This window comes from Sulfitobacter sp. (genome assembly GCF_036960155.1).
Lineage (GTDB): Bacteria > Pseudomonadota > Alphaproteobacteria > Rhodobacterales > Rhodobacteraceae > Sulfitobacter.
In genome coordinates this window covers 69,011-92,910 of the sequence record NZ_JBALWB010000009.1, presented here as the reverse complement: position 1 = coordinate 92,910, position 23,900 = coordinate 69,011, and the positions used below count along the sequence as shown (strand labels likewise).

Below are 23,900 nucleotides of genomic sequence, written 5' to 3'. Positions count from 1 at the left end.
AGAGACCATGAACTGGACCCAATTTCTGGACGACACGATGAAGCGCATGGGCAGCTTGCAAAAGCAAACCCCCGATATGTTTGCGGGCTTTAACGCCATGGGCAAATCAGCCAAGAGAAACGGCGCGCTTGATGAAAAAACCAAAGAGCTGATCGCTCTTGGCATCGCTATTTCCACACGGTGTGACAGCTGCATCGGATTCCACGTGAAATCACTGGTGCGCCTCAACACAACCCGAGAAGAACTGTGCGAAGCATTGGAAATGATCGGTTACATGGGCGGCGGCCCTTCCATTGCGTTTGGCGCAAAAGCGCTCGAAGCCTATGACGAGTTCACAGCCAGCTGATGTTTCGCCGATACGCTATTTACGTGACGCCTGAGGGGCTGTTGGGCCAACGCGGTGCTGAATGGCTTGGGTGGGACATGGCGCAGGCGGGCGCGGTTCCACATCCTGATGTGCAGGATCTAGACGTTGCCAAGATCACCAAACGCCCGCGCAAATATGGGTTTCATGGGACGATCAAGCCGCCACTGGTACTGGCTAATGGGACCTCAATTGGGGAACTTAAAAGCACAGCAACCAGCCTCACTAACCACCTAGCGCCTGTTACGCTTGCGGGATTGGGTGTCAGTCGCATTGGCGGATTTCTTGCGCTTACCCCATTGGGCGACACCAACGCGCTGGCCGCAATGGCCGCATTGGTTGTGAAAGGCCTTGATGCATTTCGTTCACCTGCCACGCCGGAAGAAATGGACCGCAGGCGCCAGAGTTCCCTCAGCACCTCCCAAGAACGTAACCTCACGCAGTGGGGATATCCCTATGTGATGGATGAATTTCGATTTCACATCACCTTAACTGGCCCATTGAAAGACGCTGAGGAGATAGCGCCCATTTTATCCGCGCATTTCGCGCCAGTTCTGCCCGAGCCTTATGTCATTGACCATCTTACCCTTGCAGGCGAAGATTCAGACGGCATGTTCCACAGTATTTCCCGCCTGCCACTGCGGGGCTAACGCGGCAAAAGCACTGCTCGCAAAACCAAAGGGAAAACCATGCAATCAACCGTTGATCCTGATGTCTTGCGCCAATGGATAGGCCGCAGTGAGACGCTTGAGGACACCCTGCACCTTGGGCCTGCCAATCTGATGGAAATGACGATGGACCGCGCGCCATCCCTAAGTCATGGCGATACCTTGCCCCCACTTTGGCATTGGCTCTACTTTCTACGTTCAGCGCCCCTTCACGCGTTAGGACGGGACGGGCATCCTGCCAAGGGCGGTTTTTTACCCCCTGTCGCATTGCCAAGGCGCATGTGGGCTGGCGGGCGTTTTGGATTTGATGGTAATTTACAAATCGGCGCACAGGTTACAAAGAAATCCACAATTAAAGATGTCGCGTTGAAAACTGGACGTACAGGCGCGTTGTGTTTTGTCACCGTGCGCCATGAAGTTGGCCACACTGGATCAGCACCCGGATTTTGGGAAGAACATGACATTGTTTACCGCGAAGACCCTACACCAGATGCGCCCTTGCCCAAATCAACACCCGTTGGAGATGACTGGCACCATTGCGAGACCCTCACGCCATCCGAAGTTCTCTTGTTTCGCTACTCCGCTCTCACCTTTAACGGCCACCGCATCCACTATGACCGTGATTATGCGCGCAAAGTTGAAGGGCATGGCGGGTTGGTTGTGCATGGTCCGCTCATCGCAACCCTACTGATCGACATGGCGCAGCGACTAAAACAGGGTGCCTCACCAAAGGCGTTTGAGTTCCGCGCGGCAAGCCCGCTGTTTGACACAGCCCCTTTCACGCTAAATGCGCGTGATCTCGGCGATCACGTCGAACTGGCAGCAGCCACCACTGACGGGCGGCTTGCCATGCGGGCAAAGGCGACGTTCTAAATGTCGAGATAGTGAATGCTGTTCTGGCCTGCCTCGACAGAAATTTCCTGTGCCGCGATAAGCAGTTCATTGGCGACTTCGCTATTGGTTTCGTCGTCAATGTCAGCAAGTGGGGCCATCACTGTAATCCCCGCAACGATCTTGCCTCGGTAATCAAACACGGGCACCGACAACCCGGTATGATCTGACAACAGGCCGCCACGGCAGCGGCTGATCCCTTGCTTGCGAATTTCGGCGCACCGCGCGGTCACGTCCTCGCTGGTGCGCGGTACTTCAGGTAGTGGGGCCATTGCGACACCTTGATCCAGTTCACGCGCAACATTCGCCTTAGTTATTCGATCTGGCAGATGCGCGAGAAACAACTGGCCCAGCGCCGAGCGTAAAACAGGCAAGACACTGCCCAGACGTAGCTCCATCAGGCTGCCCGTACGATAGCCGCGTGCACGGTAGACTACGGTCGGTCCCTCATTACCCCAGACCCCTAGAAACACAGTGTGGCCATGCCGTTCAGCAAATTCATCCAAACGCGAACGCGTAGCTTCAAAAATATCAAACTGCTGCAATCCCGCGATGCCCAGCTGAAGCGAATACGGCCCCAAACCATAGTGGCCAGTGCCTGCGTCTTGGTGAACAACACGAACCTCTACCAGGCTGACAAGATAAAATTGCAATTTGCTCGGAGACAAACCTGTGCCTTTCGCAATCTCGCGCAGCGGGACAGGTTTGCCTGCCTTTACAAGGAAATCAATCACCTCAAATCCCGTGACAAGGGATTGAATACCTTTACGAGTAGGTTTTGCAGTGTCGCTCATTGATCTGACCTTTTGAATGTCTAGCCTACCCCATAGCACGCGGGCACGGCGGCCGGAACAGTGCGCAAAATCACATCCAACGCTTGGTCCTGCTGAGATAGCCTTCTGCCTCTTTGCCAAAGGTAGTGCGCAATAGTGCTTCTTCGGGCGCAGCAAAACGGCGATCTAGTATCCACCACAAACCCGCAGCGACTGCTAGTCCAATTACCGATCCAGTCTTCAACGCAAACGCAACCGTCATCATAACCAACGCCAGATAAATCGGGTTGCGAGACAAACGATATGGCCCCTCAATGATTAACGTCTTTGGGGTGAGATGAGGCTCAATCGGCGTTTTCTTTTTTAGGAACCACAGCCCAGACCACGCGATCACAGCAACGGCAGATAGAAAAACCACCCATGACAACGCCGTCAGAACGTCCAAAGTGATATGCACCGAAGGCAGCACCCATTCGCCGAGGTAAATCAGCACAATACTACCAAGCCACCAAAGAGGCGGCAAATCAGGAAAGCCCTTCATTTTCATGTCCTTTTCTTGTTTTCCCGACGCTAGTTGCTAGAGAACCAAAGGCCAAGGGCGAAGCAACCAACGGCTTTGTATTGACAGACGCAAGCCCTCGCTTCTTTGTGACCACATATTCAAACGGCATTCAAAGTCAGACCTAAGAAGGGGCAAAAATGAGCATAACATGCCGAAACAAAAGGTTGCGCGCATTGCCCAAAAATCTGGAAACGCCACTGGGGCCAATGCCCGCCAGTCCGATTGCGCCTTCAAGCGTCCAAGCCCCCCGTTTGCCATCCACCAAACACGACAAAAACTTGCGCGCTCTTTCTGATGCATTTGATACCTTCGACATCAAAGATGGCAGTGTGCTCTCGTTTCATCACCACTACCGCAATGGCGACCGGTTGATGAACGCGGTACTCGACGTAGCAGCAAACCGCGGATTGAAAGGGCTCACAATCGCGCCCAGTTCGCTGTTTCCAGTCCATGCACCGCTGGTCACCCATATCCAAAGTGGCGTTATCACGGGGGTTGTCACTGATTACGCCAAGGGACCCGTTGCTGATGCGATGATGTCGGGAACCTTGCAAACACCACCCCTTTTGCAAAGCCATGGCGGACGGGCCCGTGCGTTAGCATCGGGATTGCTGAGCGTTGATGTGGCATTTATTGGCGCGTCGCTGGCCACCTCAGATGGTGCCTGTACAGGACGTGGTGGGGCGGTGCCTTGTGGTCCACTTGGATATGCCCAAGTTGATGCCGCTTATGCGCGTCACTCAGTTGTGTGCGCCCATGAGATCGTTGAGCACCCCCTACCCCACATCGACATTCCCGCTGAACATATCGATGCTGTCATTCCCTTTGCCAATCCCGGTGATGTGGGGGGCATCGCATCAGACACCACTTTGCCAGCGCAGACACCACAAGCACAAAATATCGGCCGCTTGGTGGCCGAGGTGATCACTGCAGCAGGGTTGTTACAAAACGGCATGTCTCTGCAAACAGGTGCAGGCGGGTATTCTCTAGCGGCGGTTCCTTTCATCGGACAGGCGTTGCGCATTGCCAATCTGCGCGGCAGCTTTTTGTCGGGCGGTATCACTGGTGCGCATGTCGCACTTCAACAAGAAGGGTTGTTTGATCGTATTCATGATGTGCAGTGCTTTGACGGCGCGGCTGTTGCGTCTTCAATCTCCAATCCGAACCACTACGCCATGAGCGCTTCTGAATACGCCAACCCCCTGCACAGTGCGCCAATTGTGGATCAGTTGTCCGTCATGGTGCTGGGCGCGGTCGAGATTGATCAACACTTCAACGTCAATGTTACAATCGCAGGTGACGGGCGATTGATCGGCGGACCGGGAGGGCACCCAGATGCCGCCCAAGGCGCCAACCTTACGATTGTAACAACGGGGTTAACGGGCGCTGGATACCCAAAATTGGTCAAGGATGTGCGCTGTGTCACGACCCCCGGTACTGACATCGATGTATTGGTGAACGATCATGGAATCGCAGTGAACCCTGCTCGTACAGACCTGCTGGCCAAGCTAACCAATGCTGGCCTGCCTATCGTAGGTTTTGACACTCTTAGGGAGATGGCAGAGCTGCAAGCCGTTCACACACCTTCTCCCGTCTCTCCATTCCCGCGCTTGCTGATTGAACATCGCGAAGGCGGGCTGTTGGATTGGGCCTAAAGCATGGATGGCAATCTGTTTCCGACTAAAACAATCGGGTATTGCAATTGTCGCCAGAATAAGTAATTGATCAAAACAGTAAGAATTAATTCCTAAAGGATTCCCCATGTCCCGCTTTACTGCTACCTCCCCTATCGCCCTTGCTGTTGCCGCTCTTGTTGCTGGCACATGCGCCGCTGCCGCCGAGGGTGAGCTGAACCTTTATTCCTCACGCCACTATGACACCGATGAACGCCTCTACAGTGATTTCACAGAAGCCACTGGCATCACGGTCAACCGTATCGAGGGCAAAGCAGACGAGTTGATTGCTCGTATGCAAGCCGAGGGTGCGAACTCCCCAGCCGACATCCTGCTGACAGTCGACACATCACGCCTCAAGCGTGCCAAGGACGCAGGTGTATTGCAAAGCGTCGACAGCGAAGTTCTAGAAGAACGCATTCCGTCAAACCTACAAGACAGCGACAACGAATGGTTTGGGTTTTCCCAGCGTTCACGCATCATTTTCTTTGACAAAAATGACGTAACAACACCGCCGACCGACTACCTTTCGCTGGCAAACCCAGAATTCAAAGGCATGGTCTGCCACCGTTCGTCTTCAAACGTTTATGCACAAACGCTGCTGTCCTCGATCATCGAAAACCACGGCGAAGAAGCAGCAACAGCATGGGCACAGGGCATGGTCGATAACTTTGCACGCGACCCACAGGGTGGTGACACAGACCAGCTGCGCGGCATCGTATCAGGTGAGTGCGACATCTCGGTTGCGAACACCTACTACTTCGCCCGCGCCATGCGCAAAGACGTTTCCGGCGTCACCGAAAGCATCGACCAGATTGGTTGGATCTTTCCAGCACAAGATGCCGAGGGCGCACACATGAACCTGTCCGGTGGCGGCATGGCAGCACACGCGCCAAACCACGACAACGCAGTTGCCTTCCTTGAGTACCTCTCCTCGGATCAAGCGCAGCAGTACTTCTCAGCGGGCAACGATGAGTTCCCAACAGTTGAAGGCGTCAAGCTAAGCGAAAGTGTTGCAAAATTGGGTGAGTTCAAAGCAGACAGCGTGGATCTATCCGCGGTTGCCGAAAACCTGCCAACAGCACAAAAAATCTTTGATGCGGTTGGCTGGAAGTAATTCCACCACTGCCGTCGTTAGCCCCTCTGCCTTATTGGCGGGGGGGCTTTTTTTATGCCTATGTGCCATTTGACTGCTAGAAACAACGCCACAAACCCAGAGGAAACCCCACATGTACCTTGCAATGAACCGATTTACCGTCCCGATCAAAAATGCCGAAGCGTTTGAAGCGCTTTGGCTAAATCGCGATAGTCACCTCAAAGAGATGGACGGGTTTGTCGAGTTTCACATGCTCAAAGGCCCAGAAGTAGACGGCAAAATTGTCTATGCCTCCCACACTGTTTGGGTCTCCGAGGACGCCTTTCGCGGTTGGACAACAAGCGACGCCTTCCGCAACTCTCACAAGGGTGCAAAAACCACTGAAAAGCTATTTGAGGGCACGCCAGTGTTTGAAGGGTTCACTGCGATACAGCATATTGTGTGACCAAAGCCGGCAAATCGGCGAAATCACTAAAGGCGGCAGTGTGTGGTATCTCCTCAACTGCCGTTTTCCGGTATCCTTCGGTGTATAGCAAAAACGGCACGCCAGCGGCCTGCGCCGTTTGCGCGTCAACTTCGCTATCACCAACGTAAACACATGGCCCCTCGCCCAGATCGGCAAACGCAGCGTGCAGTAACGCAGGATCAGGTTTATGAGTGCTCAAGCTGTCTCCGCCCCAGAATGTTTCAAAAAACGGTGTGAGGTTGAGATGGTCTAACACCGCCATACACGGGTCCATCGGCTTGTTGGTACAAATACCAAGCGCGTGATCGGTTACCTTCAATCTTTGCAATGCGTCCACAACGCCGTCATAAATCCGCGTGTGATGCACCGCCGTGAGATAGGCCAGTTTGAACTTGGCCAATATCTCATCATGCAAGCCGTCAGGCAGCCCCACCGCTTCCAGCATCCGCGTAACAAAGACGCTGACACCATTCCCGATAAACGCATGGGTCTGGGCCAGCGATATCTGCGCCCCGTGCGGTGCGATCAAACTATTTGCGACAGCATGAATATCTGGCGCACTGTCGATCAGCGTACCATCCAAATCAAATACAACACGCACCTTCATAAAAGCACCAAAGATCTGCGTACTAACTGGGCCTCCCCCATTAAGCTGATCTCTTTTGCCTGCGAATTTGCAAAAACCATTATGCATTGCCCCTATCTGATACGCGCATCATGCACATTGGATGATCAATTCTACAAGGTCCCGCTAAGGCTATCAATTCGTCCAAATTTGGCCATTTTTGACAGTCATTTCTTAACCAGTCGATAACGATTGGCGTAAGCGCGCGGAGTAGCAACAGATGAAGCCCCTCACTGTAGGTAACAATCCCTGTCCATTCAGAATCCACCAACAGCCTTTGAAAGCTGCCGGGCTGAACGGTGTTGTTCACCTTGCTTGCCAATCACATGCAACGGAGACCGCAACATGAGGGATTTTGCCATTCAAAACCTCGATCAAGACTGCTTTGGCATCCCATTTCTGGAATGCCTCGAAGAGCGACGTAATCTTGTTGCACAGCACGCGCTTGCCGCATGGGACGGTGAAACAACTGACGGCATCAACACCAACCTTGCCGAAGCGCGCATCGTTTTGCAGCAGATCACCCAAGAAGCAATTCCAGCAGGATTTCATGCCCTTGGCATGACGGCTCAGCATTGCGATGCACAGATGCTCGCCCATCTTGACGGGCCGTATTCCGATTTGGCGATCTGCCCGGGGGAAGTCATCTGGTGGGTGGATATGTTTGCGCAGGCTTGCCAAGAAATTCTTGATCGTTACTTCCCTCAAACCTACTTAGAAGCCCGCGCAAGTTGATTTAGCGCGATGATTGCAAGTGCCTCTTACGCCTGATGAAGCGCCGTCAGTGGCGGTGATTAATCAACTGAATCGATTTGCGCGCCCGCATTTTTGAAGGGGTACTACCGTATTCATCCCGCACCGCGCGGCTAAGCGCATTGTGCGAGCAAAACCCTGTAGCAATCGCAACATCGATCAGCGGGATCAGCGTATCCTCAATCATTGCACGGGCGCGACGCACCCGCAGGCGTTTGTAAAACCTCGCTGGCGTCTCATCAAAGACTTCGCGAAACACCCGTTCAACATGACGCGTCGACAGCCCTACTTGGCCTGTCAGCTCGGTCATGCTTAGAGGTTCGTCCATATTGGTTTCCATCAATTTGATTGCTTTGGTGATCCGCGCGTCAAACAAGCCAGCATTATCCGAGATATCCCTAGGTTGCTCAGCATCGCTATGGCGGATTGCAGGTAGCAAAAGACGATTTCCCAATTCTGCTACTTCGATGGGTTCAAGGTAGGGCGCAATGAGCCCGATGATCAGCTCGGCTGTGCCAGCCCCCCCAGCAGCCGTCGTGACACCATCACTTTTCTCAGCCAACCGAGTGGTGAGATTTGGATAGTACCCCTGCTCTTTCAGTAATGCGATGTCGCGCCAATGGGTTGTGACATTGCCCTGCTTGCTGCTTTTGTTCCGGATATATGCTGTCGCCGCATCACTGAGCAAAACTGCAGATCGGTTTAGTCGGCGCATGGCGCGTAAACGCCTGCTCCACCCATCGTGCACCACTTTTTCGCCCCCTAAGATCACCATGATATCGGCATATACATGCTCCTCAATGGAGGGCTCGGCACGGACCATGATCTCGCCGCGTCCCTTAACAAGGCCCGGCATGTCACTGACAATGCGACAGGGAAACCGTTGATGTCCGATCATCATGTTCGCTGTCTTGAGGGTCGCTGTGACGCCTGTCAGCTCAACTTCGTTGAATCCGCGCTGCACAAACACCTCGAAATAGCAGGGCTGGTCATTTTTTAAAACCTCACGGGACAAAAGCGTTTCCTTCAAAAGCGAGAATGTTGGACAAGCGTTCAGCGGGTTGTGAAAAATTCAATAAAAATTTCACGCCCTACGGATTTACCCAAATTATACGCATTTGCCAAGACACCTGTTTACATCGCTAAAGCGCGCGCAACAGCAGCCCTGTGGAAAGCACGATCACAACAACCCCCGCTGCTATTTCGAGCATTGGCATAATCCAGGCAAGCGCGCTGACCTGCGCCACACTGCGCATTATTCCGCCCCGAAACCCGCTGGCGGCAATTCCAACAGCAACGGTTACTGAGGCCGTGCCCAGCGCCATGGCGAATGCCCCCGCAACGCCGACCATCGCAATGCCCATCTGCCATGTGATTATCAGGACAAACAACGCACCCGTGCAGGGGCGAATTGCGATCCCGCCAATCAACAGAAACGCATCTCTCAAGTTATTCGTTTGTCCTGCCTCGTCCAAGGATGGCCCGTGGCGGTGACCGCAGGTATTGCAGGCCTCGCCGTCTGCGTGATGCGTGTGATCATGAGTAACCTGCGCACGGCGCATCCGTCTAAAACCCCGCACAACCAGCCAAAGACCAATGATAGCGATCAATCCATAACTAAGCGGGGCAAGAATTTCTTCGGCGGCACCTACCATCCGGTCTCGGGTTAGGCCCAAAATCCAAAGACCACCGAAGGCCAATACAATCGCCGTCACCGCCTGCCCAAGGCTTGATGCCAATGCGATTAAAGACAGGCGCAACATTGGCACGTTTTGGGCTACGCCGTAGCCGCCAACCAATAACTTTCCATGGCCCGGCCCGATAGCGTGGAAAAACCCATAAGCAAAACAGCTGCTTAAAAGTACAGCATATGCACCAGCCTCACCACCACGTAGAGCACGCAATGTGCGTGCTATGCCGTTTTGAAAACTACGTTGCTCACCGGCTGCCCAAACCAATAGCTGACTAAAGCCGCCGCTGAGCCAAAGCCACGCCAGTACTGCAAGAGCCAAAATAAGCGCACAAGCTACAACGCGGCGCATGTGACCAACACCTTCGTGGCAAAACGGCTGCCGATATCGCCCAGACCTGCGGCGTCCATATCCATGTCTTCGGGCAAGGCAGACAGTTCCGCTTTGGTCATCGCAAGCGCGCCTGCGATGTCGGGCGCATCCAGCGCAACATCGCATCCTGCACGACCCTTAACATCAACGCCAAGACCAACCTCATAAGCGGTGTAATAGGTACCATCATAAGGTCGGAAATTCAGTGTTCCCGTTACGGACGGCGCCCCCTGCACTGCGCGCAAATGAGTTGTGATTATTTTACCGTCTTTCAGTGTCGCGGTTGGGGCCGAAGGTGGACCCAGTGTCAGCGGCATTTTGTCCATCTGGGCAACCAGATCGCCATTGTATCCGTCAACCCAGTTCATATCAAAGCCCGTCAGCGCAGCAGAGTCCGCCGCCGTCAGAACACCGTCATAATCGTCATCCAAGCCCATATCCTCAGTGACCAACAGCGAATATAGTTCGTCATACTCCCATGTAACTTGCACATGGGTGAGTTGGTTTTCCGCATCAATCAGGAACACCAACCCAGTGTTTATAAAAATATGGGGGTGCGCGCCCACAGGGGCGGCGCAAAGGGACAAGCATAGGGCGAATATGGTTTTCATAAATCGCAACTTATGCGCGCCCTCGCCGCTGTTCAATCGCTCATGCAGTTAGACGGCGGCGGTAATCAGCCTGCCCAAACGGGCGATGCCTTCATCGATGCCGGCCTCGTCTGTCCGGCTAAAGCTAAGCCGCATGGTGTTCGTCCCTGATCCATCCGCGAAAAACGCATGGCCCGGCACAAATGCAACCCGTTCTGTTTTCAGCGATTGCGCCAAAAGGTCGGCCGCATTGATCTGTGTCGGGAGTTCCAACCAGATAAACATACCGCCCTCTGGGCGTGTCCATGTGACGCCTTCGGGCATATGCGCCTCAAGCGCGCTCAGCATCCGGTCACGACGTGCGCGGTAGGCTTTTTTGATGGTTGCCACATGGCTGTCAAACTGCGCATTCGCAACCGTTGCAATCGCCATTTGGTTGATCGTCGAACTGTGTAAATCGGCAGCTTGCTTCATCAAGACAACTTGATCAATCACCTCTTGGGCGCCACACATCCAACCCACACGCAAGCCCGGCGCTAGCGTCTTGGAAAAACTGCCACAATAGATGGTGCGACAGGCATCAATACTGCCTTTACGCTCAATCTCGCGGGCAAGAACGGGGGCCAATGCCTCACCCTCAAACCGCAACGACTGATAGGCGGCGTCCTCAATCACGGCGATGTCCAGCTCATCCGCCAAATCAATCACCCGCTCACGCATTTGCGCATCCAACGTGCGGCCCGTGGGATTGGCAAAATCCACCGACATATAGGCGAATTTTACACGTCCCTTGCCCGCCGCCTTAGCGTAATCAGCAGCCGAGCGGTTGGTCTCAGGATCAAGGCGGTCATATCGCGGCTCATACGCATTGAACGCACCAAGCGCGCCCAGATAGGTAGGCCAACCCACCAGCGCCGTATCACCTACGTTGAGCATCAACTTACCAAGGTAATCAAGCGCTTGCTGTGACCCAGACGTGATCAGTATATTGTCGCGGGTACACGGAATGCCAAGGCGCGCCATTTCGCCAACAATCCAATCGCGCAGCGGCGCATAGCCTTCAGAAACCGAATACTGCAATGCGGTCGCCTGCGTGTCGGGATTTAACGCTTGGCTGAACGCATCCTGAAACGCTTGGGCAGGGAATAGATCTGGATCGGGGATACCGCCCGCAAAGGAAATGATATCAGGTTGATCCAGCAGCTTGAGAAGCTCACGAATTTCGCTGGCTTTCATACGGTCATTACGGGCCGCGAATATCTGATGCCAATCCATTATTTCCCTCCCAGAAAACTGATTTTCACCACAAAACACAGATTCGCGATTTAGGTCAATAATTATGTCCTATATGTCCGAAACGGCCCTACCCTCTCCTAACCTGAAACTGCAATACCTCGGCCCTCCCACCGCAGAAGCTAAGAACAAGATAACCATATCAGAAATAGCGCAGCCCAAGCAGTGGTGCGCTGACACATGATCAATTCACCTACCGCCTGATTGCCCCGCGCGCCATCACCCGTTATCAGCAGTCAACTCCATAACCTAAAGGCTGCCCCTGATGTCCTTCGACCGTTCAATCAAAATCGCCCCTTCCATTCTTGCCTCGGATTTTGCCAACTTTGGTGCCGAATGCGCCGCCGTTGAAAGCCAAGGTGCGGACTGGATTCATGTTGACGTGATGGATGGGCATTTTGTCCCCAACATCACCTTTGGCGCAGCGACCTGCGCGGCCATCCGCCCCCACATCAAAGGCATCATGGATGTTCACTTGATGATTTCACCTGTCGATGCCTACATCGAAGACTTTGCCAACGCGGGTGCTGATTTCATCACTGCCCATGTTGAGGCGACCCCCCACATTCACCGGACCCTTCAGGCGATCCGCGCCACGGGTGCAAAGGCGGGTGTTGCCCTCAACCCAGGCACCCCAGCCGAGGCTGTTGCTGAACTGTTGGACCTAACTGATCTTGTCTGCGTGATGACCGTGAACCCCGGATTTGGCGGGCAAAAATTCATCGACATGAGTGCAAAGATCAAAACCCTGCGTGAGATGATTGGGGATCGTCCGATCCACATCGAGATCGACGGCGGTGTTGATCCCAAAACTGCACCCATCGTTGCGGGTGCTGGTGCTGATGTATTGGTTGCGGGTTCCGCAGTGTTTAAAGGCGGGTCGGTTTCCGACCCAGCCCCATACGGCAAAAACATCCGCGCCATCCGCGAAGCGGCGGCAGGCGTTTACGTCTAAGCCCTAAGGGGAAGTTTCCCTTGGGGCTCATGATTACGTCCTAAGGGAGGTCACTTCCAAGCTGTTCAATCATCTTATGCTTGAGCAATTTACCTGTTGGTGCCGCAGGCAAAGCCGTGGCCAGAATGATGTGCTTGGGGCGTTTGTACCCGGTAAGGCGTTCTTTTACAAAAGCCCGCAACTCATCAATGCTGGGCCTGTCTATATCGGACACCTGAACAAAGGCCAGAACCTCTTCGTCGCCGTCTTTCGTGCGCCCAACCACCGCAGATTGGATCACCTGCGGATGATCATTTAGCGCAGCCTCAACTTCGGGCGGATACACATTGAACCCACCATGAATGATTAGTTCTTTTGAGCGGCCCAGAATGTACAAATTGCCGTCATCGTCAATTTTGCCCAAATCACCTGTGCGCAGCCAGCCATCACTGTCCAGCGCCTTGGTCGTTTCTTCGGGGTTGCGGTAATAGCCTTTCATGACGTGGGGTCCTGCGATCAAAACTTCGCCCTCTTCCACACCATTCCCACCGGGTGCATCCACATCAATGCGTGCACGCGTTCCGGGTGTAGGTGGACCCACAGAAATGTCTGGTGAGCCAATGACGTTATTGGTGGCCGACGCGCCTGAAGATGTCTCGGTCATGCCAAAACCGTTCTGCAACGGCAGCTCGTAAAAGGCTTCAGCACCCCGTTTCCACGCAGGATCAAGCGGCGCACCGCCTGATGAAACATAACGCAGCTTGGGCGCGCCCAACCGCTCCATCCCCTGTTCCTTGGTGTATTGCATGACCAGCGCGTGCATTTGCGGAACGGCGGGTATGATCGTCACACCGCCCATCGCCGCATCATACAGTTTTTGCGCCGAGAACCGTGCTTCGATCTGGACATGAGCGCCCGTGTAGCACGCCCCTGTCAAAACCGAGATGAGGCCAAAAACGTGGCTCATCGGGAGAACACCATACACAACATCTTCGGGCACCATTTTGCGCAGACCGCTTGAGGCCATGCCGCCAAACCGGACGCCATCATGGGTTAGCATCACGCCTTTGGGGTCGCCTGTGGTTCCGGTTGTATACAGAAGAACCGCAACATCACTCAGCACGGGATCCGGATCAGAGGTGCCTTTGGCCAGCATCATTGTGCCAAAAGCGCCTGTAATTTCTTGGCCCCCCATGCGCGCGCCGTGCGCGGCTGCATCCTTTGAGACATGGCTGGTCGTTATGATGGCAGCAGGTGACGCATGTTTGACTACACGCGCAACTTCGCCCTCGGTTTGGCGGGCGTTGAACGGGATAATCACGGCGCCAACTTTCCACGCCGCATGTAGCGTTGCAACAGCTGCCGCGCAGTTTTCAACCAGCAACAACACGCGGTCATTTGCCTGAACTCCAACCCCGCGCAGTGCATCAGCCAGATCATCGCTCGCGCGGTCCAATTCCGCATAGCTCCACGTTACACCGCTGGAATCGCTCAGCGCAGTGGTGTCAGGTGCAACCGCAACGCGATCTCTTAGAAACTCTTCAACCCGTGCCATCTGGCAATACTCCCTATCAGCCGTAATTCGGGCTGCGTTTTTCCAAAAATGCGGCGATGCCTTCAGCCGCTTCGGGTGCGCCCGTGGCAAAACCCATCGCATCGCGTTCATGATCCAGTTGCTCGGCCTCGGTCACGTCATAGGCGGCGGCAACCATCTTGCGGATCGCGGCCTGCGCATCACGTGGACCAGCCGCAAACCGATCTGCAAAACCGCGCGCCACATCCATTGCGCCGCCAACTTCGGTCAGGGCATTCACGACGCCTAGCGCATGCATCCGCTCGGCCAGAACCGGCTGGGCAAGCATGCACATTTCCATGGACAATTGACGCGGTACTGTGCGCGCCAGATGCGCAGTGAGGCCACCATCAGGGACCAAACCCGCCTTTACGTAAGCGGCTACAAATTTCGCGCCTTGCGCCGCAACAACAATATCACATGCCAACGCAAAGCTAAGGCCTGCGCCCGCTGCGCCACCTTCAATGGCCGCGATAATCGGCACAGGGCAAGCGCGCATCGCACGAATAACATCGTGAAGTCCTTCAATCCCTGCACGGCGTTCATCTTCCGCCATACCTTGACGGTTGATCAACACATTTAAATCACCGCCAGCGCAGAAAAACGGGCCTTCAGCGGTGAGGATAATCGCGCGGATGCGCCGCTCACTCGCCATCTCGCAAGCCTGCAGAATACAGGCGTAAAGTTCGGGGGAAAGCGCGCCGCGCTTGTCGGTGTTACCGTTCCAGATGATCAGGCGGTCACCTGCGTCTTCCAACCGTGCGCTCATTTCAATTTCTCCTGTGGGACGCGTTTGAAAACGCCCGTTGATGTGGCCACCAATGTGCCGTCCTCGTGGCGCAGCTCGGCTGAGATAAACAGCAAACTGCGTCCGCCACCAGTGACTGTTCCACTGCCCGTCATCCGCCCCGGCCGGCCGGAACCGACAAATTGCGTATTCATCGACACCGTCAAAAACGGAGCCTTGCCTTCGGCATCTACTGTCAAAGAACCCGTTGTGCCGCTGGCGTTATCCAGCAAGGTCACGGCTATGCCCCCGTGCAATGCGCCATGGCGGTTTAGGTGATCTGATGTGACATCAAGAAAGCAACGGCCATGTTCTGGATCACGCACGTCAACTACGTAACCGATTAGGCGTTGGGTGCCGGTCTCACCATAGATGAAACCGGCTTCTTCATTAGGCTGCTGCGAGGGCAATAAACCGCTCCAGATGGTAATCCACATCGCCAAAGCGGTGATCGGCCATGACAATACGTTTGGCGATATGGGCCAGTTCGTATTCTTGTGTCATCGCGATTCCGCCATGCAGCTGGATAGATTCCTCGCCCACCAAACGACCTACGCGACCAATCAGGTTCTTGGTCGCTGAGATCTGACGCTCGCGCGTAACGCGATCTTGTTCCAAACAACCCGCAGCAAGGATCACAGCAGAACGTGCCTGCTCCATCTCGATGAGCAAATCCGCCATGCGGTGTGCCAATGCTTGGAATGTCCCAATCGGGCGGCCGAACTGTTTGCGTGTCCCAAGATAGTCTTTGGTCAGCGCACAGGCCGTTTCCATAGCGCCCAATGTCTCGGCAGTTTGGGCCACATTGGCAGCAGCAATACGTGCCTCGATCGCAGATGCAGCTTTACCAGCAGCGCCTAGACGCGCAGAGGCCGGAACCGTCACATCATCCAACGTCACTTCAGCGGCACGGCCACCAGCCAACAGCGCGTAGCCCTGAACGGTAAGACCTTTTGCATCCTTGGGAACAAGGAACAGTGAAATACCGTCAGCATCACCCTGCGCACCGCTTTCGCGGGCGGAAACAACAAGCATGTCAGCAGCTTCAGCGTTCACAACAACAGCCTTGCGGCCATTAAGAACGACGTTACCCGCCTTCTCGGTTGCCGAGGTGGAAACCTGTGTCTGCTCATATCGGCTGGTTGGTTCGCCATGTGCAAACGCCAACTGTAGCGAACCGTCGATAACCCCTTCGACGTGTGCAAGCTGATCAGCGTCGCCCAAATCAGCGATCAAACCACCCGCCAAAACGGCCGTATCAAGGAACGGTTCAACCACGCCAGCGCGGCCCAATTCCTCAAAGACAACTGCGATATCAAAGCCCTTACCGCCAAAGCCGCCCTGCTCTTCGGTGAACAACGCGCCAATCACGCCCAGCTCGGCCAGTTCGGCCCAGATCGCGGTCGACATGCCGCTGTCGCTTTCAAGAATCTTGTTACGTGCCGCGGTATCGTAACGGTCCCGCAAGAAACGACGCAACGTGTCTTGTAGCATTTGCCGTTCTTCTGTCAGATCAAAATTCATGGCCTTAGCTCCCCATCGTTACTTTTGCGATAATCCCGCGCTGGATCTCGTTGGACCCCCCGAAGATCGACAATTTGCGGTTATTGAAATATTTGGCCGCAACTGGACCAGCACCCAATGGGTCAGGCAATGCATCGTTTGCGCCTTCAACAGCCTCAGACGCGAATGGCATTGCATAGACGCCCGCTGCACGACGCGCTAGATCGTTGATCTCCTGACGGATAATTGTGCCTTTAACCTTGAGCATCGACGATTCAACACCTGGGGCTTGGCCTGCAGCTGCCTTGGAAACGATCCGCATATTGGTCGTGGACATCGCCATCAAATCAATCTCAACCTGTGCAACACGAGCGGCAAACATCGGGTTTTCCATCAATGGCTTCCCCCCTGACATCTCGGAACGCGCAAGGCGTTTGACGGTTGCCAGACCCGCTTGAGAAGCGCCAACACCCGCGATATTCGTGCGCTCGTGTGTCAGCAGATACTTGGCATAAGTCCAACCTTTGTTTTCTTCGCCCACAAGGCTTTCGACAGGCACTTCTACATCTGTGAACCAGACCTCGTTCACTTCAGGTGTGCCATCAAGCAAGATGATCGGACGCACTTCGATGCCCGGCGTGTCCATGTCGATCAGCAGGAACGAAATGCCCTCTTGCTGCTTCACGTCCTTATCGGTGCGCACAAGACAAAAGATCATATTTGCGTGCTGACCCAATGTGGTCCACGTTTTCTGGCCGTTTACGATATAGTGCGTACCAGCTTCATTCTTGACTGCGCTGGTTTTCAGCGAGGCCAAATCAGAACCCGCACCTGGCTCAGAGTACCCTTGGCACCACCAATCATCGCCTGCCAGCAAGCGCGGCAACCAATAATCGTTTTGCTCTTGGCTGCCGAACTTTTGCAGAACAGGGGCCAACATGCTCAGGCCAAAAGGCACAATACGGGGTGCAGATGCAGCCTCGGCTTCTTCTTCAAAGATGTGTTTTTGTACGGCATTCCATTCAGCACCACCGAACTTTTTGGTCCAGTTGGGGGCCAGCCAGCCACGCGCATTCAATGTCGCATGCCAGCCTTCCATATCCGCTTTGGTCAGCTCACCCATGCCGCGCACTTTGTCGCGTAATTCAGGCGTGACCTTTTCTTTCATAAACGCACGCACTTCGTCGCGGAACGCAATCTCTTCGTCGGAATAGCTCAGGTCCATTCTGGGTTCTCCTCCACCAGTATATCTATCGTCCGTTCGGTCCTATTTGGATGCCGCGCGGTTCAAATCTTCAAAGCTGCGGCCCTCGGCCACCAGTGTCTTGAGCAAATCCGCAGGCTGCCAAAACCATGCATCCTCCTGCGCAAATCGTTCAATATCAGCCAACACCGCAGCCAAACCTTGCAGGTCCGCCCATTTAAGTGGCCCCCCGCCATACCGAGGAAAACCGTACCCAAAGAGCAGCACCATATCCACGTCAGCGGGGCGTCGGGCGATGCCCTCTTCCACCACTTTTGCGGCTTCGTTCACCATCGCACACATGTAGCGCCTGACAATCTCCTGATCGGTGAAATCACGTGGCGTAATATTGAGTTCGGTCTGCTCTGCGGCAATTAATTCCGGGATTTTAGGGTTTGGCACACTCGCACGCGTTCCGGCCTCATAGAGGTAATAGCCTTCGCCCGTCTTGCGGCCAAAATGGCCCTGTTCGCACAAACGGTCGATGTATGTTGGCACCCGCTCATCTGCGTGGCGGCCTGCTGCTTTTCGCTTGCGGGTCATCCATCCGATATCGAGGCCAGCAAGGTCGGCCACGGCGAACGGCCCCATGGCAAAACCAAAACCCGTCAAGGCGCGGTCGATCTGATAAGGGGATGCGCCATCCAGCACCATGTGATCTGCCGCCGTGCGGTAAACTGCCAAAATGCGGTTCCCGATAAAGCCATCACAAACCCCGGCCCGAACCGAGATTTTGCCCAGTCGTTTGCCCAAATCAAACCCTGTCGCAACCACATCAGCCGCAGTCTTATCTGCCACTACAACTTCAAGCAGCTTCATCACATGTGCAGGTGAGAAAAAGTGCAAGCCGATGACATCCGCAGGGCGCGAGGTGGCAGCGGCGATTTCATCAATGTCCAGATAGGATGTGTTGGAGGCCAAGATTGCGCCCGCCTTGCAAGCTGCATCCAGTTTGCCGAACACTTCCTTTTTCACAGCCATGTCTTCGAACACAGCTTCAATCACCAGATCAACATCGCCAAGGCTGGCGTAATCAATGGCGACGGTCAGTGCCTCAGTGGTGAGCGCATCGTATTGTGGTTGGTTGATTTTGCCACGTTTCAGCGCGCCTTGCAGGTTGCCTTCAATACGGCCTCTGGCGGCATCGGCCTGTTCTTGCCCTGTTTCAATTAGGACAACATTCAATTTCGCCAATAGCGCTGCAGTTGCAATGCCCGCGCCCATGGTGCCGCCACCAATTACGCCGATGGCGTTCAGGGCGCGCGGTGTGACGCCTTTGAGTTCGGGCAGGTTGCTCACCGCGCGTTCATTAAAGAATGCATGGATCATGCCCTTGCTTTGGTCGCTTTTCAGCAACCCAGCAAATAGCGCGCGTTCTTTGGCCATGCCCTCTTTGAAGGACAGCTCCGATGCGGCCTGAACCGCGCGCACAATCACCCCAGTGTTGATCTGCCCACGGCCCTTTTTCAACCCACCTTCATGAGCTGCTTCCCAGTCAATCGCATCTGGCGCTGGCAACTCGGACACCGCGCGGCGCGTTGCGCCACTGCTCAGTAATTCAGTGGCATAGGCAAGGCCAACCTCCTGCGGATCACCCTCTTCTACTTTGTTGAGCAACCCCATTTCATGCGCTTCAGCCGCTTTGATCTGACGGCCCGAGATCATAATCTCGATCGCCTTGTCCGATCCCGTTAGACGTGGAAGACGTTGTGTTCCGCCAGCCCCCGGCAACAGGCCAAGGTGCACCTCGGGAAGCCCCAACCGCGCGGTGGGTTGCGCGATACGGTAATGCGCGCCCAGCGCGACCTCCAGACCACCGCCCAGTGTGACACCGTGCATTGAGGCAATCACGAGCAACGGAGAATTTTCAATCCGTGTACACAAATCAGGCAAATTTGGCTCCATCGGCGGCTTACCGAATTCCGTGATGTCCGCACCCGCGATAAACGCGCGGCCTTCGCCTACAACCAAGATTGCCTTGATTTCTGTGTCCGCCTCTGCACGATCCATGCCATCAGCCAGCCCCTGACGCACCGCTTGGGACAGTGCATTGACCGGCGGATTGTTGATGCGCAAAACGGCAACAGGGCCGTGGATGGAATAGGATACAGGGTCTGTCATGATGTCTCTCTTATTTAAATATTAGCCGCGACGGCTTAACGCTGACACGCGGCCAGTTCGGCTTTCCAGCGCTTGGACAAGCGCATGTAGGGCTGGGCCGACTTCGTTTACCATCCGCTCGCGTGGTAAATCTTGGGGTGTGGCACCGCAGGTGAATGCTACAGCCTCGCCAAATTCCGCAGCATAGTGCGGCACGCTCACCGCGTTTATCGTCCTGGCGTACCGCGCGGCCTCAGACGCAATGATAAAGCCCTTACCGACCAATTGCTCGTATCCATCCTGGCGAACTTCCGTCATTTGCGCGTCAGGTTCCAGCGCCTGAAATCGTTCATGATCAAGCGCGGCAAGGAAGGCCATCCCAGAGGACGAACTACTCATTGGAATTCGGTGCCCCGGCTCTAACCAAATGGTAGAGGCCGTTGCCGGACGCCACGTGCGCACCAGCATCATGCGATCTGCATCGCGCACTGCGATCAATGCCAACGTGCCCGTTTCATCGGCAAGCCGCTGCATGTCATCACTGACCATATCCACAAAGCTAACAGCGACAGAGGCAACCGACCCTAAAACAATTGCCGCAGGCCCAAGACGAAAACGGTCATTGCGCCCGCCGTGGCTAAGGTAACCCAACTCGCAAAGCGTATAGGTCAACCGCGAGATCGTCGGCTTGGGAAGGCCCGTGCGTTCCGCGATTTGTGCATGGGTCAGACCATTATCGCTGGCGCGAAACGCGCGCAGCACGCCCAGACCACGTGCCAACGTGTTGGCAAATTTACGGTCTGTGCCAGCGTCCGTCATCGTGCGGCCATGGGGATCAATAAGGATATCATTGGGAAAGACATAATCAGGATTAATACGATGATGTCCACACTCAGGAATCTTGTGATACCGGCAAATATCTTATCAATCGGTGCTTCGCGCCCTACGACGTTAGCAATAACAAACACGTTTAAGCCTACAGGCGGCGTGATCAGACCGATCTCGAGTAGCTTGATCACCACAACGCCAAACCAGATGAGGTTCAGATCATAGCTTTCGACCAACGGGATCATAAGCGGCAGCGTCAGAACCATAATCCCAATCGGATCAAGGAACATCCCCAACGCGAGATAGATCACGGCGATACACACCAGCAGCATCACGACACTTAGGTCTGCGTCCGTAACCGCCTGAACAATCACCGGTGCAACACCCGTGAGCGCAATGAAGGCCACAAATATCTTTGCACATGCGGCAATGATAAAGATCGAAGATGTTTGGACACAGGTTTCTTTCACAGCCTCCCACAGGTCAGTGACTGTGAGCTTTTTCTGGGCAAACCCGATCAACGTCGCAGCAACCACACAGACCGCTGCGGCCTCGGTGGCGGTGAAAATGCCGCCATAAATACCGCCAATAATCACCACAAACAGCAGAACCGCAGGCCAGCTATCTAACGCGGCCATCCAGCGTTCTTTCGCGGAGTAGCGGACATTGTTTGCTGGGGCGACTTCGGGGCGCATAAACACCCAAACCGCAATCACGAGGATAAATCCGGCAAGTGTTAGCAAGCCGGGTAAAATGCCTGCAAGGAACAGGGATGAGATAGAGGTCTCGGTAAAGATGCCGTAAATGATGAACAAAACAGATGGCGGAATGAGCGACCCCAACGTGCCTCCTGCCGCAACCGAAGCAGTGGCAAGCCGTGGATCATACCCCATACGCAACATTTCAGGCGTACAGATTTTGCCCATCGTCGAGGCACAAGCAATCGATGAACCTGTGATCGCGGAAAACCCGGCACAACCCATGACACTGGCCATCGCAACGCCACCCGGCAGCTTGGTCAGCCACACCTTGGCGGCATGGTAAATCTTGGTAGTGATGTCAGCCTTATACGCGATGTGCCCCAGCGCTACAAAAAGCGGGATCATCGACAACTCATAGCTGTGAACCAGATCATAAGAGTTCGAGAACACCATCGACGACGTGGGCTTGATCGCGCGTTCGGGTGCAAAACTGCCGCCTCTAAACGCGTAGATCAGGAATGCGCCAACTGTAGCAACAGAAGCCAGCGTAAAGGCGATTGGAATGCGCAATGCCAGCAAAAGAAGAACGGCCGCAAAGGCCACCATGCCAATTGTTGAAGGATCCATTATTTGCGTCCCTCTTCTAGTAAGTCACCAGCGTGCAGCTGCTCATCAGAAACAGTCCCACCTGCTGAAATTGTGCGAATGTCGCGCACGAATATCTCGGCCAGACGTAACCATGCGGCCCCTAATCCCAGCACAAAAAACAAATACCCCGGCCATTTGGGCAGATCGAGGTCACCGGAAAAGAACGAGCCACGCTCGATTACTTTCATCAGTTCTAGGCACCCTTTGTAAAACAATGGGGCCAAGGCGATCATTCCAAACAACGAGCCCGCAACAATCAACCAACTGCGCACACGCGGGGAAAAACGGTCAGACAAAAACGCCACCGAGACATGGGCACGCTGAGCTGTCGCTGCGGCCAGCGGCAGCAAGATCGCGGCAACCATGAGTTCGCGAACCATAATCACACTATCGGGGATAAAGGTGTTGAACACAGCACGCGCGATCACATTGGACGTAATCAACACCCCTAAAAGGATGACAGCCAGCGCACCGAGGGCCAGCAAAATTCTTTCTAGCGGCACCAACATGGGTCCGGCTCCTTGTTGTAAAACGGGAATTGGGATGTGGGTGGACAGGGCCGCAACAGCCCCGTCCAAATCGTCAAATCTTAGTTAGACGCTTTTGCCCACGGGTAGCCATTGGCGTCACGCTCAGCAGTGTATTTGGCGATCAGACCTTTGTACTCTTCAAGAAGAGCGGCACCATCAAGACCATCTGAAGTTGCAGTTTCAACCCACTGGTCAAGGAATTTCGCACCCGAGGCAACCAGCTTGGCACGCTCTTCGGCGGGCAGTTCAATCACTTCTACGCCCTGCTCTTTCATTGAGACAATTGCGTCTGCGTTGGCTTTGGTGATGAGACGGCCAAATTCGTCTGCCATGTCCATACCGGTTTGATCAATCACTGCGCGTTGCTCTTCACTTAGACCCTCGTAGGCGTCCAAGTTCATGAACATACCAACGCCGCCAACCTGACCCCAGTCGAGCATCGTGTAGCTGGTCATCACTTCTGCCTGCTTGAGCGCTGAAACCGCATAGGAATATCCCTGCGAGCAATCAATCAAACCCGTATCGAGACCTTGGTAGGCGTCATAAATCGACATGGAAACAAGGTTTGCACCCATTTCGCCCATGACCTTACCATAAGCGCCCACACCGCGGACCTTTTTGCCTGCAATGTCAGCAACGCTGCGAATGGCGGTGTCTTTGCACCCGATGTTCACCTGAGACGTTGTCCACGTCCCGATGTAGCGCAGATCACGGTCTGCAAGGTTGTTCTGGATGGCCGCTGAGGAGCGCATCAGCTCATCTGTGGCGCGCATACCGACCCATGCATCCGGGTTGTTGACTGGCAAATCGGCGATGCCGTAGGCAGCCATATCTTTAGGGTAATAAACCGCGATGACGGAGCCCATATCCGCAACACCATCCCCAATGGCTTGCATGGCCGCCTTGGATTTGAACAGCGCACCACCCCATTGGATGTTGATCTTCAAATCACCCGCTGAACGTTCTGCGACTTGATCCGCGTACCACTGCAAGGCAGCTGCACGTGCACCACGATTGGGGCCTGCTTCACCGTGAATGAGCGTTGTTTCTGCAAAGCCAGATGTCGCGGCCAACGAAAACGCTGCAGTTAATGCCGTTTTTTTCAGAAAATTCATGTGTGATCCCCTCCCAAGGATATTTGTTTCACTATGCGGAATTATGTTTCACTTAGTTGCCTAACGGGTAAAGGACCGAATCTCTGCATGCAAGTGAAAGTTGCGCGGCTGCACAGCATCG

25 protein-coding genes are annotated in these 23,900 nt (G+C 54.6%); 8 read left to right on the top strand and 17 right to left on the bottom strand.

The window, feature by feature from the left end; translation table 11 throughout:
• Positions 1-7: 7 nt before the first annotated feature.
• From V7775_RS17800 to V7775_RS17790, 3 genes are read left to right on the top strand one after another with little or no spacing between them, the layout of a single operon-like run.
• On the top strand, positions 8-346 hold the full coding sequence (locus V7775_RS17800; RefSeq protein ID WP_335753266.1) for a carboxymuconolactone decarboxylase family protein: 339 nt from the start codon (positions 8-10) through the stop codon (positions 344-346).
• The gene (locus tag V7775_RS17795; RefSeq protein ID WP_335753265.1) at positions 346-1,014 is read left to right on the top strand and encodes a DUF1045 domain-containing protein; all 669 of its coding nucleotides are present in this window, start codon (positions 346-348) and stop codon (positions 1,012-1,014) included. Before V7775_RS17800 ends, V7775_RS17795 begins: the two co-directional genes overlap by 1 nt.
• Before the next feature lie 39 nt (positions 1,015-1,053).
• Entirely contained in the window at positions 1,054-1,905 is an 852-nt protein-coding gene (locus tag V7775_RS17790) for an FAS1-like dehydratase domain-containing protein (protein WP_335753264.1), read from the top strand.
• Here the strand turns inward: V7775_RS17790 and V7775_RS17785 are convergent.
• Positions 1,902-2,717, bottom strand: coding sequence for an IclR family transcriptional regulator (locus V7775_RS17785; protein WP_335753263.1), 816 nt, complete (start codon positions 2,715-2,717; stop codon positions 1,902-1,904). The two genes, V7775_RS17790 and V7775_RS17785, sit on opposite strands and share 4 nt — an antisense overlap.
• 70 nt (positions 2,718-2,787) lie before the next feature.
• Complete coding sequence (locus V7775_RS17780) at positions 2,788-3,237, bottom strand: methyltransferase family protein (protein ID WP_335753262.1); 450 nt, start codon at positions 3,235-3,237, stop codon at positions 2,788-2,790.
• Between the two features lie 158 nt (positions 3,238-3,395).
• On the opposite strand from V7775_RS17780, the gene V7775_RS17775 reads away from it, so the two are divergent.
• The 3 genes from V7775_RS17775 to V7775_RS17765 all read left to right on the top strand — a co-directional run bounded on the left by V7775_RS17775 (position 3,396) and on the right by V7775_RS17765 (position 6,472).
• Positions 3,396-4,913, top strand: a complete 1,518-nt coding sequence (locus tag V7775_RS17775) for a citrate lyase subunit alpha (RefSeq protein WP_335753261.1) — start codon at positions 3,396-3,398, stop codon at positions 4,911-4,913.
• A 106-nt stretch (positions 4,914-5,019) separates the two neighbouring features.
• The gene (locus V7775_RS17770; protein ID WP_335753260.1) at positions 5,020-6,048 is read left to right on the top strand and encodes an extracellular solute-binding protein; all 1,029 of its coding nucleotides are present in this window, start codon (positions 5,020-5,022) and stop codon (positions 6,046-6,048) included.
• Positions 6,049-6,160: 112 nt separating this feature from the next.
• On the top strand, positions 6,161-6,472 hold the full coding sequence (locus tag V7775_RS17765) for an antibiotic biosynthesis monooxygenase family protein (RefSeq protein ID WP_335753259.1): 312 nt from the start codon (positions 6,161-6,163) through the stop codon (positions 6,470-6,472).
• Here V7775_RS17765 and V7775_RS17760 read toward each other — a convergent pair.
• On the bottom strand, positions 6,447-7,100 hold the full coding sequence (locus V7775_RS17760; protein WP_335753258.1) for an HAD-IA family hydrolase: 654 nt from the start codon (positions 7,098-7,100) through the stop codon (positions 6,447-6,449). The two genes, V7775_RS17765 and V7775_RS17760, sit on opposite strands and share 26 nt — an antisense overlap.
• Positions 7,101-7,463: 363 nt before the next feature.
• Here V7775_RS17760 and V7775_RS17755 point away from each other — a divergent pair, with 363 nt between their 5' ends.
• The gene (locus V7775_RS17755) at positions 7,464-7,853 is read left to right on the top strand and encodes a phosphorelay protein (protein WP_335753257.1); all 390 of its coding nucleotides are present in this window, start codon (positions 7,464-7,466) and stop codon (positions 7,851-7,853) included.
• A gap of 46 nt (positions 7,854-7,899) precedes the next feature.
• Here the strand turns inward: V7775_RS17755 and V7775_RS17750 are convergent, their stop codons facing one another.
• The 4 genes from V7775_RS17750 to V7775_RS17735 form a co-directional block, all read right to left on the bottom strand.
• Positions 7,900-8,886, bottom strand: a complete 987-nt coding sequence (locus tag V7775_RS17750) for a helix-turn-helix domain-containing protein (RefSeq protein WP_335753256.1) — start codon at positions 8,884-8,886, stop codon at positions 7,900-7,902.
• Positions 8,887-9,013: 127 nt separating this feature from the next.
• Positions 9,014-9,913, bottom strand: coding sequence for a nickel/cobalt transporter (locus tag V7775_RS17745; protein ID WP_335753255.1), 900 nt, complete (start codon positions 9,911-9,913; stop codon positions 9,014-9,016).
• A complete protein-coding gene (locus V7775_RS17740; protein ID WP_335753254.1) occupies positions 9,898-10,545 on the bottom strand; it encodes a DUF1007 family protein in 648 nt (215 codons plus the stop codon). The genes V7775_RS17745 and V7775_RS17740 overlap by 16 nt, the downstream gene beginning before the upstream one ends.
• A gap of 48 nt (positions 10,546-10,593) precedes the next feature.
• Positions 10,594-11,799 (bottom strand): aminotransferase-like domain-containing protein, encoded by a 1,206-nt coding sequence (locus V7775_RS17735; RefSeq protein ID WP_335753253.1) that lies wholly within the window; start codon positions 11,797-11,799, stop codon positions 10,594-10,596.
• Between the two features lie 283 nt (positions 11,800-12,082).
• On the opposite strand from V7775_RS17735, the gene rpe reads away from it, so the two are divergent.
• Positions 12,083-12,772 (top strand): ribulose-phosphate 3-epimerase, encoded by a 690-nt coding sequence (gene rpe, locus V7775_RS17730; RefSeq protein ID WP_335753252.1) that lies wholly within the window; start codon positions 12,083-12,085, stop codon positions 12,770-12,772.
• Between the two features lie 40 nt (positions 12,773-12,812).
• Here the strand turns inward: rpe and V7775_RS17725 are convergent, their stop codons facing one another.
• The 10 genes from V7775_RS17725 to V7775_RS17680 form a co-directional block, all read right to left on the bottom strand.
• On the bottom strand, positions 12,813-14,306 hold the full coding sequence (locus V7775_RS17725; protein ID WP_335753251.1) for a class I adenylate-forming enzyme family protein: 1,494 nt from the start codon (positions 14,304-14,306) through the stop codon (positions 12,813-12,815).
• Positions 14,307-14,322: 16 nt separating this feature from the next.
• Positions 14,323-15,093, bottom strand: coding sequence for an oxepin-CoA hydrolase, alternative type (locus tag V7775_RS17720; RefSeq protein WP_335753250.1), 771 nt, complete (start codon positions 15,091-15,093; stop codon positions 14,323-14,325).
• Positions 15,090-15,521 carry a PaaI family thioesterase gene (locus V7775_RS17715; protein ID WP_335753249.1) on the bottom strand — a complete coding sequence of 144 codons (432 nt, stop codon included), beginning with the start codon at positions 15,519-15,521 and terminating at the stop codon, positions 15,090-15,092. Before V7775_RS17715 ends, V7775_RS17720 begins: the two co-directional genes overlap by 4 nt.
• Entirely contained in the window at positions 15,502-16,635 is a 1,134-nt protein-coding gene (locus V7775_RS17710; protein WP_335753248.1) for an acyl-CoA dehydrogenase family protein, read from the bottom strand. Before V7775_RS17710 ends, V7775_RS17715 begins: the two co-directional genes overlap by 20 nt.
• 4 nt (positions 16,636-16,639) lie before the next feature.
• Positions 16,640-17,839 (bottom strand): acyl-CoA dehydrogenase family protein, encoded by a 1,200-nt coding sequence (locus V7775_RS17705; protein WP_335753247.1) that lies wholly within the window; start codon positions 17,837-17,839, stop codon positions 16,640-16,642.
• Between the two features lie 42 nt (positions 17,840-17,881).
• On the bottom strand, positions 17,882-19,978 hold the full coding sequence (locus V7775_RS17700; protein ID WP_335753246.1) for a 3-hydroxyacyl-CoA dehydrogenase NAD-binding domain-containing protein: 2,097 nt from the start codon (positions 19,976-19,978) through the stop codon (positions 17,882-17,884).
• Positions 19,979-19,999: 21 nt separating this feature from the next.
• On the bottom strand, positions 20,000-20,776 hold the full coding sequence (locus tag V7775_RS17695) for an IclR family transcriptional regulator (RefSeq protein ID WP_335753245.1): 777 nt from the start codon (positions 20,774-20,776) through the stop codon (positions 20,000-20,002).
• Positions 20,773-22,113 carry a TRAP transporter large permease gene (locus tag V7775_RS17690; protein ID WP_335753244.1) on the bottom strand — a complete coding sequence of 447 codons (1,341 nt, stop codon included), beginning with the start codon at positions 22,111-22,113 and terminating at the stop codon, positions 20,773-20,775. Before V7775_RS17690 ends, V7775_RS17695 begins: the two co-directional genes overlap by 4 nt.
• On the bottom strand, positions 22,113-22,643 hold the full coding sequence (locus V7775_RS17685) for a TRAP transporter small permease (protein WP_335753243.1): 531 nt from the start codon (positions 22,641-22,643) through the stop codon (positions 22,113-22,115). The genes V7775_RS17690 and V7775_RS17685 overlap by 1 nt, the downstream gene beginning before the upstream one ends.
• 80 nt (positions 22,644-22,723) lie before the next feature.
• Positions 22,724-23,779 (bottom strand): C4-dicarboxylate TRAP transporter substrate-binding protein, encoded by a 1,056-nt coding sequence (locus tag V7775_RS17680; RefSeq protein WP_335753242.1) that lies wholly within the window; start codon positions 23,777-23,779, stop codon positions 22,724-22,726.
• Positions 23,780-23,900: the final 121 nt, after the last annotated feature.